Origin of the sequence: Streptomyces capoamus, assembly GCF_014654935.1 — a bacterium.
GTDB classification, from domain to species: domain Bacteria; phylum Actinomycetota; class Actinomycetes; order Streptomycetales; family Streptomycetaceae; genus Streptomyces; species Streptomyces capoamus.
Genome location: NZ_BNBF01000014.1, coordinates 118,657 through 136,956 on the forward strand (window position 1 = coordinate 118,657; position 18,300 = coordinate 136,956).

Sequence of the window (18,300 nt, forward strand, 5' to 3'; positions counted from 1 at the left end):
CAACCTGGTGCAGAAGCGCGGCAAGCGTCCCGCCGGTGCCCCGGACAAGAACCTGGCGCGCCCGGTCACCAAGGTCGGTGTCGTCGGCGCCGGTCTGATGGCCAGCCAGCTCGCGCTGCTGTTCCTGCGCCGCCTGGAGGTGCCGGTCGTACTGACCGACATCGACCAGGAGCGCGTCGACAAGGGTGTGGGCTACGTCCACGCCGAGATCGACAAGCTGCTCGGCAAGGGCCGCATCAACCAGGACAAGGCCAACCGCCTCAAGGCGCTGGTGACCGGTGTGCTGGACAAGGCCGAGGGCTTCGCGGACGCGGACTTCGTCATCGAGGCCGTGTTCGAGGAGATCGGTGTCAAGCAGCAGGTGTTCGCGGAGGTCGAGGCGGTCGCCCCGGCGCACGCGATCCTCGCCACCAACACCTCCTCGCTGTCGGTCACGGAGATGGCGTCGAAGCTGAAGCACCCCGAGCGGGTCGTCGGCTTCCACTTCTTCAACCCGGTCGCGATCCTGCCGCTGCTGGAGATCGTCCGCGGCGAGCAGACGGACGACGCCTCCCTGGCCACGGCCTTCGCCGTCGCCAAGAAGCTGAAGAAGACCGCGGTGCTGGTCAAGGACGCCCCGGCGTTCGTTGTGAACCGCATCCTGACCCGCTTCATGGGCGAGATCCAGAACGTCATCGACGAGGGCACCCCGGTCGAGGTCGCCGAGAAGGCCGTCGAGCCGCTCGGTCTGCCGATGTCCCCGCTGGTGCTGCTGGAGCTGGTCGGCCCGGCGATCGGCCTGCACGTCTCCGAGACGCTGCACGGCGCGTTCCCGGACCGCTTCACGGTCTCCCCGAACCTCAAGCGGGTCGTGGAGGCGGGCAAGCGCGGCTTCTACGTCTACGACAGCGGCAAGCCGGAGCTGGACCCGGAGGTCGCCGCGCTGCTCCAGCAGGGCGATGCCGTGCTGACCGAGGAGCAGGTGCGGGCCCGCGTGCTCGACGCCGTCGCCCAGGAGATCGGGCTCATGCTCGACGAGGGCGTCGTCGCCGAGGCCCAGGACATCGACCTGTGCCTGATCACGGGTGCCGGCTGGCCCTTCCACCTGGGCGGCATCACGCCGTACCTGGACCGTGAGGGCGTGTCGGAGCGGGTGAACGGCAAGACGTTCCTGGCGCCCGGCGTGGCCAGCGTTCCCGCGTAACACCGGGTGACACCACGGAGGGCCCCCGCTTCGGCGGGGGCCCTCCCGCGTGTCAGACCTCCCGCCACGCCTCCAGCGCCAGCCCCGGCTCGTCCTTGCGCTGGGTCAGCAGGAGGCGGCCGGTCGACGGGGACAACGTTGCCGCGACCACGCGGTCCTCGGCGTCCTTCGTGAGGGACACCAGGGCGTCCAGCGGCAGTTCGGGGCCCGACTCCGTCCACCAGGCGCCCGCGGACTCCAGTTCGGTCGGGTACGCGGCGAAGGCCACCCGGCGGCTCGCCGAACGCTGGACCAGCAGGGTGCAGTCGTGGCCGTCCAGGTCGCAGCGGACCGCCGACACCGGGCCGGACCCGGCCGCGGGCAGCAGGGTGTGCGGCTTGCCGCCCGGACGCCAGGCGCACAGGTCGCCGGAGGTGTCGGTGTAGAAGACGGTCGTCCGGTCCGGGGAGGTGGCCAGGGCGCGCAGGGTGCCGGGGCGGACCGGCGCCTGGAGGGCCTCCTGCAGCACGGGCTCGGCGCCGGGCTCCTCCTGACGCCAGTACAGCAGCCCCTGCGGTACGGCCGCGTACAGCTCGACCCGGCCGGACTCCCCCGTCACCGCCGCCATCGCGTCCTGGACCTCCTCGCCCTTGAGGTCCCGCCAGGGGTCCCAGCCGCCCTTCTCCTTCTGGGCGAGCATGCTCACGCCGCCGCCCTTGTTGCGGACGAAGACGTGGGCGCGGCCCTGGGCGTCCACCGCGACGGCGGGCGTGCCGGTGCGGTCGCCCTTCTTGTCGGGGTGGCCGACCGGGTTCCAGTCCAGGGCCGCCAGGTGCGGGCGGAAGTGCGTGGAGTGCACCAGCCCGGACTCGCCCTTGACGGTGGGCCGCCAGGAGACCAGGTGGGCATAGCTGTCGGCGCCCTGGCCGACGGCCAGGACGGGGTGCAGCCGCTGCTCGCCGCCGACCTTGCGGGGCGCGGACCAGGGGCCGCCGGGGCCGCGCTCCGCCCGGCACCGGACGGTGTCGCCCGACAGCTGGTAGACACTGAGCCGGCCGTCTCGGCCGCGCAGGAGCCAGTCGCCGTTCACCGGTTCACTCTAAGCCGCGCGGTGCCGCTCCCCGGGTCCGGCCCCCGCACCGCGGACCCGTGGCACCCTGTGGTGCATGACCGGTCCCCGCCGCCCCCTGGACGCCTCCGGCTCCCCCGCCCCGCTGCTCGTCGTCGTGGACGGCGCGAACGTCGTCGGTTCCCGGCCGGACGGCTGGTGGCGGGACCGCAAGGGGGCGGCCGAGCGGCTGCGGGACCGCCTGGCGAGCGAAGGGCTGCCCGGGCGCGCGGAGCCCGTGGAGATCGTGCTCGTGGTCGAGGGCGCGGCCCGGGGGGTTACGTCCGTACCCGGCGTCCGGGTGGAGTCGGCACCGGGCAGCGGGGACGACCGGATCGTGGAACTGACCGCCGAGACCGCCGGCCGGGCCCGCCTGGTCGTCACCGCCGACCGCGAGCTGCGGCGCCGGGTGACGGAACTGGGGGCCGAGGTGGCGGGACCGCGCACGGTCCTGGACTGAGCAGGCCGCACGGCACCACGCCGTGAACCCGGCGCCGCAGAACAAGCCCCACCGGCCCGGCACAGCCACCCGACCGGGCAGAGCCGCACGCCCCCCGGCCGCACCAACCGCACACCACCGCACCGAGGACCGAGGAGACCGCACCACCTACGGCCAAGGGACGAACCGAACCGGCCCGGTACAGCCACCCCACCGGGCAGAGCCGCACGGTCCGGGGCTGAGCGAACCGCACGACACCGCGCCGGGGACCCCACCGCATCACGTGCGGCCGCAGAACAAGCCCCACCGGCCCGGTACAGCCACCCCACCGGGCAGAGCCGCACGCCCCCCGGCCGGACCAACCGCACACCACCGCGCCGAGGACCGAGGAGACCGCACCACCTGCGGCCAAGGGACGAACCGAACCGGCCCGGCACAGGCCGCCCCACCGGGCAGAGCCGCACGGTCCGGGCTGAGCGAACCACACGACACCGCGCCGGGACCCACCGCATCACGTGCGGCCGCAGAACAAGCCCCACCGGCCCGGCACAGCCACCCGACCGGGCAGAGCCGCACGCCCCCCGGCCGCACCAACCCCACACCACCGCGCCGAGGACCGAGGAGACCGCACCACCTACGGCCAAGGGACGAACCGAACCGGCCCGGCACAGCCACCCCACCGGGCAGAGCCGCACGGTCCGGGGCTGAGCGAACCGCACGACACCGCACCGGGGACCCCGCCGCATCACGTGCGACCGCAGAACAAGCCGCACCGGCCCGGCACAGCCACCCGACCGGGCAGAGCCGCACGCCCCCCGGCCGAACCGACCGCACGGCACCGCGCCAAGAGGGAGGGCTGGCTGGGGAAGCGTCGGATGGCGACCGGGGCGCGCCGTGGTCAGTGGCGGACGGCGGACGGGCCGCCGGGTCCGGCCGGGACGCGGGCGTACAGGATCGCGCCGTCGATCCGGGCCACCTCCGCGTAGTCCGCCGCCAGCAGGCGGCGCAGGGTGGGCAGGCGGTCGGCGGCGTAGGGCTCGCCCCGGGAGTCGTCGATCACCAGCGCGGGGGCGTGCGCGGTCATCTCCCGCCGGAAGACCGGCCAGGCGCCGGCGACGGCATACCGTTCGCCGACCCGGGGACCGTCCCGGCCGCCGCTGTAGTTGGTGAGCAGGCCCGCGGTGAGGTAGCGGGTGGCGGGAGTCCGGCCGGCCAGCCAGTAGGTCTCCGGGTGTATCCCCCAGACCAGGACCCGGTCGGCGGGGGCCGTGCGGTGCGCGAGGGCGCCTGCCAGCCGCTCGGCGTGCGCGAGTTCGGGGCGCGGGGCGAGCAGGCCCCAGGCGACGAAGAGGGTGCAGGCCCCGGCCGAGGTGAGGACGGCGGCCAGGTGCCGTTCCTGGGGCAGGACGTGCAGCGCGGCGGTGGCCAGCAGGGCCAGCGGCGGGGTGAGTTGCAGGTAGTAGTGGCCGAAGAAGTGACAGCCGAGGAGCACCGCGCCGGCCGAGGAGGCCAGCCACAGCCACAGTTCGGCCGCCGGCGCGCGGACGGTGCGCAGGGCCCGTACGACCGGCGGCAGCAGCCCCGCCGAGGCCGCCCCCAGGATCGCGGTGTTGGTGAGCGCACGGGCCAGCACGTGGAGTTCGGAGCCGCTGACGGTGGCGTAGGCGGCGGACCCGGTCACCGTCCAGAACAGGAAGCCGGCCGGATCGGTCAGCAGGGCCGCGCCGAGCACAGGCGCGGTGAAGCCGGCCGCGAGCCGGGGCAGGCCCGCGCGGGTGCCGCCCCGCCGGTGCAGCAACCAGGCCACCGGCAGCAGGACCGCGCCGCCGGTCTGTTTCGTCAGGAACGCGGCGGCGACGGCGGCCCCGGCGGCGCCCCAGCGTCCGCGGTCGGCGCACCACAGGGCGGCGGCCGTCCAGGGCAGCATGAAGACCTCGAAGGTGGCGGCCTGCGCGTCCTCGGGGTTGAGCCCGACCGAGACGAGCAGGTAGAGCACCCCGGCGGTGCGGCCGGCGCGGTCGCCCCAGCGGCGGCGGGCCAGGGAGGCCAGCAGGGCGGCGGTGAGCAGCTGGGCGAGGACGGCGAGCACCCGCAGCGGGGTGAGGGAGCCGGAGCCGCACAGCGCGAACGCGGCCTGGTACAGCCAGGGCAGCAGCGGTGGTTTGCGGTCCACGACCGTGTCGTACAGCTGCCCTCCCTGGGCCAGCAGCCGGGCCTGTACGGCGAGGAAGCCCTCGTCCGGGTTCCACAGCGGCCGGGCGAAGGAGGGCACCCGGGTGGCGCAGGCCAGGGCCGTCAGGAGGGGAAGGAGCCGCGTCCAGTACGCCGTCCGGGTGACCACGGGACGTGCGGGGGCGAGCGGGGCGGCGAGCATGGACCGCACGCTATCCGGCCCCGCCGTCCCGGTCGAAGCAGGACATACGGGGCCGGGGCCGGTGGGTTACCGGGTCGTTCCGTCCGGCGGGGGCGCGGCCTCGGCGGCGCCGCTCTTCTGCTCCTGGGCGAGGCGGCTGTGGGAGCGGCCGTAGAGGAAGTAGACGACGAAGCCGATGACCATCCAGATGGCGAACCGGAGCCAGGTCTCGGCCGGCAGGTTGAGCATGAGCCACAGCGAGGCGCACACCGACAGGACGGGGATGACGGGAACCCACGGGGTGCGGAAGGCGCGGTGCAGGTCCGGGCGGGTCCTGCGCAGGATGATGACGCTCAGGGCGACCACGACGAACGCGAACAGCGTGCCGATGTTCACCAGCTCGGCCAGTTCGCTCAGGCTGGTGAAGCCGGCCACGATCGCGATGACGACGCCGAGCAGGATGGTCGGCCGGTGCGGGGTGCGGAAGCGCGGGTGGACGCGGGAGAAGAAGCGGGGCAGCAGTCCGTCCCGGCTCATCGCGAAGAACACCCGGGTCTGGCCGAGCAGCAGGATCATGCAGACGGTGGTGAGGCCGACGGCGGCGCCGAAGCTGATGACGCCCGCGTACCAGGGGTGGCCGATGGACTTGAACGCGTCGGCGAGCGGGGCGTCCACGGAGAGCCGGGTGTATTTCTGCATGCCGGTCACGACGACGGAGACGGCGACGTACAGCACGGTGCAGATGAGCAGGGAGCCGAGGATGCCGCGCGGCATGTCCCGCTGCGGGTTGCGGGTCTCCTCCGCGGCGGTGGCGACGATGTCGAATCCGATGAACGCGAAGAACACCACCGAGGCGGCGGTGAAGATGCCCATCACACCGAAGTTGGACGGCGCCCAGCCGAACATCAGCTGGATCAGCGGGGCCTTGAGGTTGCCGCCCGCCTCCACCGCCTGGGGCTTGGGGACGAACGGCTTGTAGTTGGCGCCGTTGACGAAGAAGGCGCCCGCGATGATCACGATGAGGACGACGGTCACCTTGATGGCGACGACGACCGAGGTGATCCGCGCGGACAGCTTCATGCCGACGACGAGGATGGCGGTGAGCACCAGTACCAGGACGGCGGCGAGGATGTCGAAGCCGAAGCCGGAGGCGGCTTCCCGGCCGCCCAGGTACGCCGGCAGGTGCCAGCCCCAGTTGTCCAGCAGGGAGCGGACGTAGCCGGACCAGCCGACCGCCACCACGGCGGTGCCGAGGGCGAATTCCAGGACCAGGTCCCAGCCGATGATCCAGGCGGGCAGCTCGCCCAGGGAGGCGTACGAGAAGGTGTACGCGGAGCCCGCCACGGGGACCGTGGAGGCGAACTCGGCGTAGCACAGGGCGGCGAGCCCGCAGGCGACACCGGCCGCGACGAAGGCCAGGGCCACCGCCGGGCCGGCGTTGTTCTTGGCGACCTGTCCGGTGAGGACGAAGATGCCGGTGCCGATGATGACGCCGACGCCGAACACGGTCAGGTCGAGCGCGGAGAGGGACTTCTTGAGCGCGTGCTCGGGTTCCTCGGTGTCGAGGATCGACTGCTCGACCCTCTTCGTCCTGAAGAGCGTGCTGCTCACGGGCCTACCTCCCACACGCTTGTCGTCCTCGACATGATCGAGAGGGCCGGGGACGCGTATGGCCCGGCACAGGCAGGTTCACGCAAAAAGGCCGGTTCCGCCACCCGGAGAAGCGGCGGAACCGGCCCGTGGTTCGTGTTTCAGTCGCGCGCGGGCTGCGCGGAGTCCACCGCGCCGGCCGGGGCGCCGAACCGGCCGTCGAGCTTGGCGACCAGGCCGGTGACCTGGCGGGCGATGTCCGGCGCGGTCAGTCCGATCTCGGCGAGCACCTCGGCGCGGGAGGCGTGGTCGAGGAAGCGCGGCGGGATGCCGAAGTCGCGCAGCGGCACGTCCACGCCCGCGTCCCTGAGGGCCTGGGCGATCGCCGAGCCGACACCGCCGACGCGGCTGTTGTCCTCGACGGTGACGACGACCCGGTGCCGTTCGGCGAGCGGGGCCATGGCCTCGTCCACGGGCTTGACCCAGCGCGGGTCGACCACGGTGGTGGTGATGCCCTGCCGGTCGAGCAGCTCGGCGATCTCCAGGCACATCGGGGCGAGGGCGCCCACGGAGACCAGCAGCACGTCCGGACGGTCGGTGCCCGGCTCCCGGAGCACGTCCATGCCCCCGACCCGGCCCACGGCGGGTACGGCGGGGCCGACGGCGCCCTTGGAGAAGCGCACCACGGTCGGCGCGTCCTCGACGGCGACGGCCTCGCGCAGCTGGGCCCGCACCTGGTCGGCGTCGCGCGGCGCGGCGAGCCGCAGCCCGGGTACCACCTGGAGGATGGACATGTCCCACATGCCGTTGTGCGAGGCGCCGTCGGTGCCGGTGACGCCGGCCCGGTCCAGCACGAACGTCACCCCGCACCGGTGCAGGGCCACGTCCATGAGGACCTGGTCGAAGGCGCGGTTCAGGAAGGTGGCGTACACGGCGAAGACGGGGTGCAGACCGGCGTAGGCGAGGCCGGCCGCGGAGACGGCGCCGTGCTGCTCGGCGATACCGACGTCGTACACCCGCTCGGGGAACCGCTTGGCGAAGCGGTCCAGGCCGACCGGCTGGAGCATGGCCGCGGTGATGGCGACGATGTCCTCGCGCTCCTCGCCGAGCCGGACCATCTCCTCGCCGAAGACCGAGGTCCAGTCGGCGCCGGAGGAGGCGATCGGCAGGCCGGTGTCCGGGTGGATCTTGCCGACGGCGTGGAAGCGGTCGGCCTCGTCCTGGAGGGCGGGCTGGTAGCCGCGGCCCTTCTCGGTCAGGCAGTGCACGATGACCGGGCCGCCGAACCGTTTGGCCCGGGCCAGCGCCGACTCCAGCGCCTCGATGTCGTGGCCGTCGATCGGGCCGACGTACTTCAGGCCCAGGTCCTCGAACATGCCCTGCGGGGCGATGAAGTCCTTCAGGCCCTTCTTGGCGCCGTGCAGCGTCTCGTACAGCGGCCGGCCGACGACCGGGGTGCGGTCGAGGATGTCCTTGGTCCGGGCGAGGAAGCGTTCGTAGCCGTCGGTGGTGCGCAGGGTGGCCAGGTGGTTGGCGAGGCCGCCGATGGTCGGGGCGTAGGAGCGCTCGTTGTCGTTGACGACGATGACGAGCGGGCGGTCCTTGGCCTCGGCGATGTTGTTCAGCGCCTCCCAGGCCATGCCGCCGGTCAGCGCCCCGTCGCCGATGACGGCGACCACGTGGCTGTCCCGCTCGCGCAGCTGGTTGGCCTTGGCGATGCCGTCGGCCCAGCCGAGCACGGTCGAGGCGTGGCTGTTCTCGATGACGTCGTGCTCGGACTCGGCCTGCGAGGGGTAGCCGGACAGGCCGCCCTTCATCTTCAGCCGGGAGAAGTCCTGCCGGCCGGTGAGCAGCTTGTGCACGTAGGACTGGTGACCGGTGTCCCACAGCACCTTGTCCTTCGGGGACTCGAAGACCCGGTGCAGGGCGATGGTCAGCTCCACCACACCGAGGTTGGGGCCCAGGTGCCCGCCGGTCTTGGAGACCTCCTGGACGAGGAAGGTACGGATCTCCTCCGCCAGCTGGTCCAGCTCCTCCAGGCTGAGCCGGTCCAGATCGCGCGGTCCCCTGATGCGGGTCAGCAGCGGCACCCGTGCCTCCTTGCAGTAGAGCTGATCGAGCTGTCTCCGGGCTCGCCCGAGTCTAATGTTCCGTCCTGACGACACATGACAGCGCCCGACACCTTTGACGGTGCCGGGCACAGTGGGCGCGCGCCCGAAGGGGCGCGGGGAACCGCGCGACGAGCCCGGACGGACCCGCACCCGCGGTCGATCCCGCGCCCCCACGGCGAACCCGCGTTACGCGCGGCCCGCGGTCTTCTGCGTCTTGCGCGTGATGGAGTCGATCACCACGGTGGTCAGCAGGACGGCGGCGGTGATCATGTACTTCACCGGCTCCGCGATGGACTGCAGCTGCAGCCCGTATTGGATGGAGACGATCACCAGCACACCCAGCAGCGCGTTCCAGGTGCGACCGCGTCCGCCGAACAGCGAGGTGCCGCCGATGACGGCCGCGGCGATGGCGTTCATCAGCAGGTCGCCGGTGCCGGCGCTCTGGTTGGCCGAGGCGATCTTGGAGGCCAGGAACAGGCCGCCGACCGCCGCCAACCCACCGGAGATCGCGAAGACGGAGATCCGCACGGCCGTGACGTTGATGCCCGCGCGCCGGGAGGCCTCGACGCTGCCGCCGAGCGCGAAGATCTTGCGGCCGTAGGCGGTGCGCCGCAGCACGAAGTCGGTCCCGACGAGGAACGCGAGGAAGATCACCGTGGCCAGCGGCAGGCCCTTGTACTGGTTGTACATGTAGGCCGCGGCGAAGGAGACGACTGCCAGCAGGACCGTGCGCAGCACGGTGTCGCTGAGCGGCCGGGACGGGACGCCCGCGGCCTCCCGGCGCCGGTTGCCGAGGAAGGAGGTGAGGAAGAACACGGCCACCACGACCACGGCGAGGCCGTACGCGGCGGCGACGTCCGAGAAGTAGTACGTGGTCAGCTTGGCGACCAGGCCCTCGCCGTCGAGGTTGATCGTGCCGTCCTCGCCCAGCACCTTCAGCATGAAGCCGAGCCAGAACAGCAGGCCGGCCAGCGTGACGGCGAAGGCGGGGGCGCCCAGCACCGCGAAGAAGAAGCCGTGCAGCGCGCCGATGGCGACACCGGCGCCGACGGCCAGGAGGACGGCCGCCCACTCGGGCCAGCCCTGGTTGACCGCGAGGACGGCCATGAGGGCGCTGGCCGCGCCGCTGACCGAGCCGACCGACAGGTCGATCTCGCCGAGCAGCAGCACGAAGACGATGCCGACCGAGATCATGCCCGTGCCGACCATCGTGACGGTGACGTCGTTGATGTTCTGCGCGGACAGGAAGTTGGAGTTCAGCACCTGGAAGATGATGCAGATGGCGGCGAGGCCGACCACGACCGGCAGGGAGCCCAGCTCGCCGGCCTTCATCTTGCGCTTGAACTCGCTCCAGTAGCCGAGCAGGCCCTGCTCGCGCACCAGCAGGCGCGGGTCCACGGCGGTGACCGCGGCGGCCGCGGCCTCCGGGTTGACGACCGGGGCGTCCTGCGGCTCGCCGGACGTCTTGTCCACGTTCGCGGAGGTCTTGTCGATGCTCACTGGGAAACCTCCCCGTTCGTGCGCGCCGCACGGCGGGTCACGGCGTTGTCGGTGGCGCCCGTGATGGCGGAGATGATCTCCTCCTGCGAGGTCGTCTTGACCTCGAAGACACCATTGTTGCGGCCGAGGCGCAGGACGGCGACCTTGTCGGCCACCGCCTTCACGTCCGCCATGTTGTGGCTGATGAGGATGACGGCGTGGCCGCGCTCGCGCAGCCGCTCGACGAGGTCGAGCACCTGGGCGGTCTGCTCGACACCGAGGGCGGCCGTCGGCTCGTCCAGGATGACCAGCTTGGGGTCGCCGAGCATGGAGCGGGCGATGGCCACGGTCTGGCGCTGGCCGCCGGAGAGCGAGGCGATCGGGATGCGGACGCTCGGGATGCGGATGGACAGCGTGGTGAGCAGCTCGCGGGAGCGGCGCTCCATCTCGACCTCGTCCAGGACGCCCCACTTCTTCAGCTCACGGCCGAGGAAGAGGTTGCCGACGACGTCGATGTTGTCGCACAGCGCGAGGTCCTGGTAGACCGTCGCGATGCCCAGCGCCTGGGCGTCGTGCGGCCGGTTGATCGTCACGGGCTTGCCATCCCACTCGATGGCGCCCTCGTCGATGGGGTGCACGCCGGCGATCGTCTTGACCAGCGTGGACTTTCCGGCACCGTTGTCGCCGACCAGGGCGACCACCTCACCGGCGTGGACCTCAAGCTCTACGTCGGTGAGCGCCTGGACGGCACCGAATCGCTTGGAGACCCCGCGCAACGCCAGCACGGGCGTAGCGGACACGTGAACCATCTCCTTCGCCGCCTGACCCGGCGGGAGGTTGTGCAGAGAATGCAGGGTGGGTGGGTTGGAATCAACCCGGGGGTGGGCTGGGAACAACCCGCGGGGGGAGTTCCGTCCGGCGCCCCGCGCCGAGCTTGCGGGGCTGTCGAGTGCGCGGGGCACCGGAGGGAGCCTGGGGCGGCCGGTCACCTCCGCCGCGGCGTTCAGGCAATGAACGCCGACGGCCAGGAGGGGACTGCGGACCGCTTACTTGTCGAGGCCGAGCTTGGCGCAGGCGGCCTTGTACTTGCCGGAGCAGATCTCGGCGGCGGTGTAGACGCCGTCCTTGATCACAGTGTCCTTGATGTTGTCCTTGGTCAGCGAGGTGACCGGGACCAGGACCGAGGGCACGTCCTTCTGGGAGGTGCTGGAGACCTTGTCCTTGGCGACGGAGTCCAGCGACTTGCCCTGGGCGAGCGCCACGGCCATCTCGGCGGCGGCGTCGGCCTCGGGGGCGTACGGCTTGTAGACGCTCATGAACTGGTCACCGGCGACGATGCGCTGCACACCGGCCAGCTCGGCGTCCTGGCCGGTGACCGGGACGTTCAGGCCGGCGGCCTTCAGGGCGGTGATGATACCGCCGGCCATGCCGTCGTTGGCGGAGTAGACGCCCGCGATGTTCTTCTTGCCGACCGCGGAGATCGCCGCCTCCATCTCGGAGTTGGCGTTGTCCGGCGACCACTCCTTGGTGTCGTACTCCTTGGCGATGGTGACCTTGCCGTCGAGGGCGGAGTGCGCGCCCTTCTTGAACTGGCCGGCGTTCGGGTCGGTCACCGAGCCGTTGATCATGACGATCTTGGTGGACTTGCCGGCCTTGCCGCCCAGCGCCTTCAGCAGGGCGTTGCCCTGGGTCCGGCCGACCTCCTCGTTGTCGAACGAGGTGTAGGCGCTGATCGGGCCCTCGGCGAGGCGGTCGTAGGCGACGACCTTGATGCCGGCGTCCACGGCCTTCTGGACGGAGTTCTGGATGGCCTTGGCGTCCACCGCGTCCACGATCAGGACGTCCACCTTGTTGGTGATCATGGTGTCGACCTGCTGCGCCTGCAGGTTCGCGTCCTGGCGGGCGTTGTTGTACTGGACCTCCGCCTTGCCGTTCGTCAGCTCCTTGATCTTCTTCTCGATCAGCGGGCGGTCGAACTTCTCGTAGCGGGCGGTCTTGTTCTCCGGCAGGAGCAGACCGACCTTGATGTCGTCGCCCTTCTTGGCCGACGCGGAGGAAGAGTCGTCGTTGCCCTTCGACTCCTTGGCGCTGCCACAGGCGGCCAGCGAGACGGCCATCGCACCGGCGGCAACGGCAACGGCGGCACGACGCATACGTGCGTTCACTTCACAAACCTCCCTGACGAGGCCGCGTCGTTGCGGCCGAGGTGGCTGGAAGTCAACTCGGCCACACGTGCGACGTCAAGAAGTAAATCCTTAACGAGATGGCAACGGTGCCATCCGTTCTCTAAGTGAAGGCAGGAGCCGCCACGGGCAGTGCACCCTCCAAAAGGGTGGAATCGCCCATCTCGCTGAGGGCGAGGGCGAGCGCTCCGAGCACCTCCGCGCGGCCCCCAAGTGCCCCCGGAAGAACGGACAGTTGGCGCGCCGCGCTGGGAATGGCGTAGCGGCCGACGGACTCCCTGATGGGCCCGAGCACCAGCTCTCCGGCCTCGGCGAGATCACCACCGAGGACCACCCTGCTCGGGTTCAGCAAGTTGCAGAGATTGGCCACCCCACTGCCGATGTGGCGGCCGACGTCGGCGATCACCCGACGGCAGCCCGGATCACCGTCCCTGGCCAGCCGTACGACGCCCTCCATGGTCAAGTCGGTGCCGTGGCTGGGCTGGAGCAACGGGAGCACATAGCGTGCCGCCGCGAACGTCTCCAGGCAGCCGCGGTTGCCGCAGCGGCAGACCGGGCCGGACTCATCGAGTGTAATATGTCCGATTTCTCCCGCCGTGCCACCTGGGCCGCGGTAGATCGTCCCGTCGATCACCAGGCCGGCGCCGACACCGCTCGCCACCTTGATGTACGCGAGGTCGCGCACGCCCTTGCCGCTGCCCCAGACCAGCTCGCCCAGCGCGCCGAGGTTGGCGTCGTTGTCCACGTGCACGGGCACGCCGAGCCGTTCGCGCAGCTCCTCGGCGGGCTTGGTGCCGCCCCAGCCGGGCAGGATCGCGGTGGATCCCAGGGTGCCCGACTCGACGTCGATCGGGCCCGGCACGCCGAGCCCCACGCCGGCCACCTTGGTCCGGTCCACGCCGGTCGCCGCGATCAGCCGTTCGACCAGCTGTTCGGCCCGGTCGAAGCCCTGGTCGGCGGAGGCGTCGACGTCCAGCGGCTCGGCCTCCTCGGCCAGCACCTGGTGGGCGAGGTTGCCGACCGCGACGCGCAGATGCGTATGCCCGAAGTCGACGCCGATCACGATCCCGGCGTCCCCGCTCAGGCTGACGCTGCGGGCCCGCCGCCCACCCGCCGACGTGGGCGTGACCTCGACCGTTCCGCCGTCCTTCAGCTCCCGCACGATATTGGAGACGGTCGCTGCGGACAGCCCGGTCGTCCGCGCGATCTCCGCCTGCGTGAGGGACCCGGCCAGGCGCACGGCCCGGACGACCCGCTCCAGGTTGGCTCGGTGCAGCGATGACTGCGACCCTGGAGTCTCCACGACGACCTCCTGAGCGCGGGGCCGCTTCGGCGAGGCCCCGTGTATGTCCAACTAGTGAACTCTAAGCTGAGCTGTTCGGGGTGACTTCCGTCAAGAGGTTGAACTGTTTCGGGGTACCCGGTACACGCGCGAGCACGCCGCCCCCCTCAGGCCGGGGACGGCGTGGGCGCGGTCGGTCGCGGGGGCGGCTACTTCAGCGTCGCCGAGGTCAGACCCGCCTGGACCTGGCGCTGGAAGGACAGGTAGACCACCAGCATCGGGATCATGGCGATGGTCACACCCGCGAAGAGAACGGGCAGGTCGGAGGCGTATCCCTGCTGCTGTTGCAGTTGGATGAGGCCCTGGGTCAGGACGTACCGCTCGGGGTCGTCACCGCTCTGCGGCTGCATGAGGACCGTGGGCAGGATGAACTGGTTCCACTGCCCCAGAGTGTTGAAGATCCCGACGCTGATCAGTCCGGGTCTGGCCATGGGCAGCATCACCTGGAAGAAGGTACGGGTGTGCGAGGCGCCGTCCAGGACCGCCGCCTCGAAGACCGCCGTGGGCAGGGTCCGGAAGAAGGCGTGCATGAAGAACACCGTGAACGGCATCGAGTAGGCGATGTAGACCAGGATCAGCCCCTGGTAGGTGTTCAGCATGTCCAGCCGCTTGACCATGAAGAACAGCGGGACCAGGGCCAGGAAGACCGGGAACATCGCGCCGGCCACGAAGAAGTAGTACAGCAGCCGGTTGCCCCAGAACCGGTACCGGGCCAGCACGTACGCGGCCATCGACCCGAACAGCATGGTCAGCGGCACGGAGAAGACCAGCACGATCACGGTGTTCAGGAAGTAGTCCCCGATGCCCTTGTCCCAGGCCCGGCGGAAGACGCCGGCGGTCCAGTTCTCCGGCCAGCCCAGGGCCGAGCCGCCGATCTGGGCGTCGGTCTTGAAGGAGCTGAGCACCAGCCACAGCAGCGGCAGCACGATCAGCAGGGCCCACAGGGCGAGGAAGCCGTGGGAGAAGACGTTCAGGACCACGCCCTCGCCGCGCCGGTCGCCGGGCCGGACGGGGGCCTTGGCCACCGTCCGGCCGGCCGGCGCGGGGGCGGTCTCCTTGATGGGTGCGCTCATCGTCGTCGCTCCGCTCAGAACTCGATGCGCTCGCGACGGGTGGCGCGCAGCGTGACCACGGACAGGACCAGCGTGAGCAGCAGCATGACCACGCCCATGGCGCAGGCGTAACCGCTCTTGCCGTAGTAGAGGAAGTTGCGCATCATCACCGTCGACATCACGTCGCTGTGATGGTCGGGGCCGCCGCCGTACGCGCCCATGTTCTGGGTCATCGAGGAGACCAGGACGAACATGTCCATGGCGACGATGCCGAGGTAGACCCAGGCGGTCTGCACCGAGTCCCACAGCAGCGGCAGGGTGATGCGGAAGAAGGACTGGTTCCGGTTCGCCCCGTCGATCAGGGCGGCCTCGTACACGTCCCGCGGGATGGACTGCATGGCGGCCGAGAACAGCACCAGGTAGAAGCCGACACCATGCCACACCACGACGAGCAGCAGGGCCCACAGCACCATGTCCGGCTCGTTGAGCCATTCGACGGGGTTGTCGGCGTCCACCAGGCCGAGCTTGATCAGCAGGCCGTTGAGCAGGCCGCCGCCGTCACTGCGGTACACCGCGTTGAACAGCACCGCGAGGATGGCCAGCGACAGCACCTGCGGGAAGAAATAAAGGATCTTGTAGAACTTCGCACCGGCGACTCCCTGCACCCCGCCGGCCCGGCCGCGTCCGCCCGCGTTCAGCATGAAGGCGAAGAACAGGGCGAGCAGAATGGTGATCACCGGGATGAAGACCAGGAAGAGGATGTTGTGCCAGATGGCCTCCAGGAAGACGTCGTCCTGGAACAGCTTCCTGTAATTGTCCAGACCAACGAAGCGGAAGGTCTGTGACTGCCCCTTCCAGTCGGTGAGTGAATAGCCGAACGTCTGGAGGTACGGCCAGATCACGAAGATCACATAAAGCGCCACGGGAACGAGGAGAAACCCCGCGACGAACCGGTACTGCCCTTTGCGCATGGCCTGTTTCCTGCCCTGTGGTATCGCGCCCCTCAGGGGCGCGGGGAACCGCGCGACCGGCCACGAGGGACCGGCACACGCACGTACACCCGCACCCCTGCGGCGACTGGGCGAACCTAGTCCCGGTGGTTCTTCTTGGACGCGGGGTCCTTGGCCTGCTTGTCCACGGCCGCCTGACACCGCTTCAGCCACTCCTTCGGCTGAATGCGCTTGGACATCAGCTCGTTGGACGCGGCCTCGATGGCGGTGCCCATCTCGCCGTACCACTCGGTGTACAGGTACCGGAAGGTGTTGCCGCCGGCCGCCTTCGACGCCTCCACCGTGGACTGCGTACCCGGCCGCAGCCGGACGCTCGGATCGACGCCGTCCTTCAGGATGGTCAGCGAGTTGGCCTGCTTGGCGAAGAGCGTCGACCACTCCTTGGAGAGCATGCGCCGCATGAACTCCTGCGCCGCCGCCCGGTTCTTCGCCTTGGCCGGGATGACGAAGGGCTCGCCCGAGCCGGCCCGGATCGCCTCGAACGGCAGCTTGCTCCCGGGCAGCAGCGGCATCGGCAGGAACTTCATGTCGAAGTCGGTCGGCGTCTGCTTGAGCTGCTCGTTCTCCAGCCAGGAGCCGGAGGTGATGAAGACGGCCTTGTACTGGTTCCAGCGGGTCTGCGACTCGGTGTGGGTCAGACCGTTCGTACCGGGCATCAGATAGCCCTTCTCCACCACCTCGTAGACCGCCTCGATGGCCTCCTGGGCCGCGTCGGAGCCGACGAACGCCCTGGGGTCGAGGTTGTCGATCGCCTTCATGGCGTCCAGGCCGCCCTTCTTGGCGATCAGGTCCATGATGGCGACGTTGATGTAGTACGGGTACTTGCCCTGGTGGGCGAGGCCGCCGATGCCCTGCGACTTGGCGTCCTTGCAGATGGCGAGGAAGTCGGCCCAGGTCTTGGGCTCCTGCCAGCCCTTCTCCTTGAAGAGCTTCCCGGAGTACCACAGCCCCCAGACCGTGTAGATGTAGTTCAGCGCGACGATCTTGCCCTCTTGCAGGCCCGGGTCGAGCGTGCCGGGGATCAGGGTGTCGCGGACCTTCTTGGCGGGGTCGTCCACCGAGGGGGCGTCCAGCACCCCGGCGAGGTCCAGCAGCTGCCCGTTCTTGTACAGCACGTCAATGTTGATCTTCTGGGCGCCGGAGTCGTCCACGAGGTCCGGGGGGTTGCCCGCGTTGAAACGCGGCTGGAGCTTGCCGGTGATCTCCTGCGTGCCGGTGTGGGTCGAGGTGACCCCGAGCTTCTTCGAGAAGTCGGCCTCCCAGGCCTTGGCGTAATCGTCGCCGTATCCGCCCTTGAAGACGACGACGTCGAGCTTGCTGCCCTTCTCGGCGCCGAACGGGTTGTCCTTGGACGTCTTTCCCTTGGTGCCGCCTTCTCCCGGGTCGTCGTCCCCGCCGCCGCTGGCACAGGCGGACAGCAGGCCCATTCCGGGGGCGGCGACCAGACCGAGCGCCGCGGACCGCTTGATCAGATCGCGACGGCCCACACCTTCGGCATCGTGGTGCGCAGTGGATCCCATGCTCAAGTCCTCGCCTTCTCCAGGACTCAGGCGGTGAACCGGATCCTCCCCGGCACCGCTGTCGGGTAGTGCTGGGTCGTGCTGGAAACGCCGACAGGTATAGTCCACTTCCCGCCGACGGAGCAAGATCGAATGCATGGTTCGTGTTGGGTCTTTTCCGAGTTGAGACCTCGGGGAAATATGACGGTCCGACGGGGGACCTCGCGGAAAAAGTCGCGACATAACTCCCTGAATGCCATGGCCAACACCCTTGACATCACCGGCCACTTGACCACCTACTGGTTCCTGCGTCCGCACCTGACAACGTTGTCCACAGGGGCGCAGGAGGGGAAATCCTCAGATGCAGCGGAGAACGCGGCACAGATGGGCTCCGGCGGCCGTCCTCACGGCCGCCTTCGTCATGGCCGTCGGCGCACAGGGCGCCGCGGTCGCCCTCCCCGCCGGGGCCAGGGCGGCCGACCGGGAGTTCGCATCCTCGTTCGAGGCGGGCGATCCGGCACCCGACTGGCTGAACACCGTCGACACCGGACCGGACGGCGGCAAGCGCGCCTCGGGCGTCGACGGCGGCTACAGCACCGGCATCCCGGGCAACGTGACCGACCATGTCACGGAAGTCCGGGCCAGCGGCGAGAACGCGGACGCCGGCGAGGTCAAGGAGAACCTGGCCGACGGCGAACCCGGCACCAAGTGGCTGACCTTCCAGCCCACCGGCTGGGCGGAGTTCGACCTGGACAAGCCGATCAAGATAGCGGCGTACGCGCTCACCTCGGCCAACGACCACGCCGAACGCGACCCGCAGGACTGGACCCTCCAGGGCTCGGCCGACGGCAAGGACTGGAAGACGGTCGACACCCGCTCGGGCGAGACCTTCGCCGAGCGGTTCCGGACGAAGTCGTACGACCTCGCCGAACCGGCGGAGTACCAGTACTTCCGGCTGGAGGTGACGAGGAA

14 protein-coding genes are annotated in these 18,300 nt (G+C 70.3%); 3 read left to right on the forward strand and 11 right to left on the reverse strand.

From position 1 onward, the window contains the following. Positions 1-1,183, forward strand: a 1,183-nt coding sequence (locus IE312_RS41300) for a 3-hydroxyacyl-CoA dehydrogenase family protein (protein ID WP_229900283.1), incomplete at its 5' end; no start/stop codon positions are given. A gap of 52 nt (positions 1,184-1,235) precedes the next feature. On the opposite strand, the gene IE312_RS22230 is transcribed toward IE312_RS41300, so the two are convergent. Continuing rightward, positions 1,236-2,252 carry a PLL family lectin gene (locus IE312_RS22230; protein WP_189984108.1) on the reverse strand — a complete coding sequence of 339 codons (1,017 nt, stop codon included), beginning with the start codon at positions 2,250-2,252 and terminating at the stop codon, positions 1,236-1,238. Between the two features lie 76 nt (positions 2,253-2,328). Here IE312_RS22230 and IE312_RS22235 point away from each other — a divergent pair, with 76 nt between their 5' ends. Further along, positions 2,329-2,730 (forward strand): PIN domain-containing protein, encoded by a 402-nt coding sequence (locus IE312_RS22235; RefSeq protein WP_189984109.1) that lies wholly within the window; start codon positions 2,329-2,331, stop codon positions 2,728-2,730. A gap of 877 nt (positions 2,731-3,607) precedes the next feature. On the opposite strand, the gene IE312_RS22240 is transcribed toward IE312_RS22235, so the two are convergent. The 10 genes from IE312_RS22240 to ngcE form a co-directional block, all read right to left on the reverse strand. Then, complete coding sequence (locus tag IE312_RS22240) at positions 3,608-5,083, reverse strand: glycosyltransferase family 39 protein (protein ID WP_189984110.1); 1,476 nt, start codon at positions 5,081-5,083, stop codon at positions 3,608-3,610. Between the two features lie 66 nt (positions 5,084-5,149). After that, a complete protein-coding gene (locus IE312_RS22245) occupies positions 5,150-6,673 on the reverse strand; it encodes an amino acid permease (RefSeq protein ID WP_189984111.1) in 1,524 nt (507 codons plus the stop codon). Positions 6,674-6,813: 140 nt separating this feature from the next. After that, positions 6,814-8,742 carry a 1-deoxy-D-xylulose-5-phosphate synthase gene (gene dxs, locus IE312_RS22250; RefSeq protein ID WP_189984112.1) on the reverse strand — a complete coding sequence of 643 codons (1,929 nt, stop codon included), beginning with the start codon at positions 8,740-8,742 and terminating at the stop codon, positions 6,814-6,816. Between the two features lie 207 nt (positions 8,743-8,949). Beyond that, the gene (locus IE312_RS22255; protein WP_189984113.1) at positions 8,950-10,263 is read right to left on the reverse strand and encodes a sugar ABC transporter permease; all 1,314 of its coding nucleotides are present in this window, start codon (positions 10,261-10,263) and stop codon (positions 8,950-8,952) included. Next, positions 10,260-11,051 carry an ATP-binding cassette domain-containing protein gene (locus IE312_RS22260; protein ID WP_189984114.1) on the reverse strand — a complete coding sequence of 264 codons (792 nt, stop codon included), beginning with the start codon at positions 11,049-11,051 and terminating at the stop codon, positions 10,260-10,262. Before IE312_RS22260 ends, IE312_RS22255 begins: the two co-directional genes overlap by 4 nt. Positions 11,052-11,288: 237 nt before the next feature. Beyond that, positions 11,289-12,395, reverse strand: a complete 1,107-nt coding sequence (locus tag IE312_RS22265) for a sugar ABC transporter substrate-binding protein (RefSeq protein ID WP_189984182.1) — start codon at positions 12,393-12,395, stop codon at positions 11,289-11,291. Between the two features lie 133 nt (positions 12,396-12,528). Further along, a complete protein-coding gene (locus tag IE312_RS22270; RefSeq protein ID WP_189984115.1) occupies positions 12,529-13,728 on the reverse strand; it encodes an ROK family transcriptional regulator in 1,200 nt (399 codons plus the stop codon). 188 nt (positions 13,729-13,916) lie between these two features. Continuing rightward, positions 13,917-14,840 carry a carbohydrate ABC transporter permease gene (locus tag IE312_RS22275; RefSeq protein WP_189984116.1) on the reverse strand — a complete coding sequence of 308 codons (924 nt, stop codon included), beginning with the start codon at positions 14,838-14,840 and terminating at the stop codon, positions 13,917-13,919. A 14-nt stretch (positions 14,841-14,854) separates the two neighbouring features. Then, positions 14,855-15,790 (reverse strand): carbohydrate ABC transporter permease, encoded by a 936-nt coding sequence (locus IE312_RS22280; protein WP_189984117.1) that lies wholly within the window; start codon positions 15,788-15,790, stop codon positions 14,855-14,857. Between the two features lie 116 nt (positions 15,791-15,906). Continuing rightward, the gene (gene ngcE / locus IE312_RS22285; RefSeq protein WP_189984118.1) at positions 15,907-17,349 is read right to left on the reverse strand and encodes an N-acetylglucosamine/diacetylchitobiose ABC transporter substrate-binding protein; all 1,443 of its coding nucleotides are present in this window, start codon (positions 17,347-17,349) and stop codon (positions 15,907-15,909) included. A 340-nt stretch (positions 17,350-17,689) separates the two neighbouring features. Between ngcE and IE312_RS41305 the strand changes: the two genes are divergently transcribed. Continuing rightward, the coding region (locus IE312_RS41305) for a discoidin domain-containing protein (RefSeq protein ID WP_229900284.1) at positions 17,690-18,300 on the forward strand (611 nt) is incomplete at its 3' end.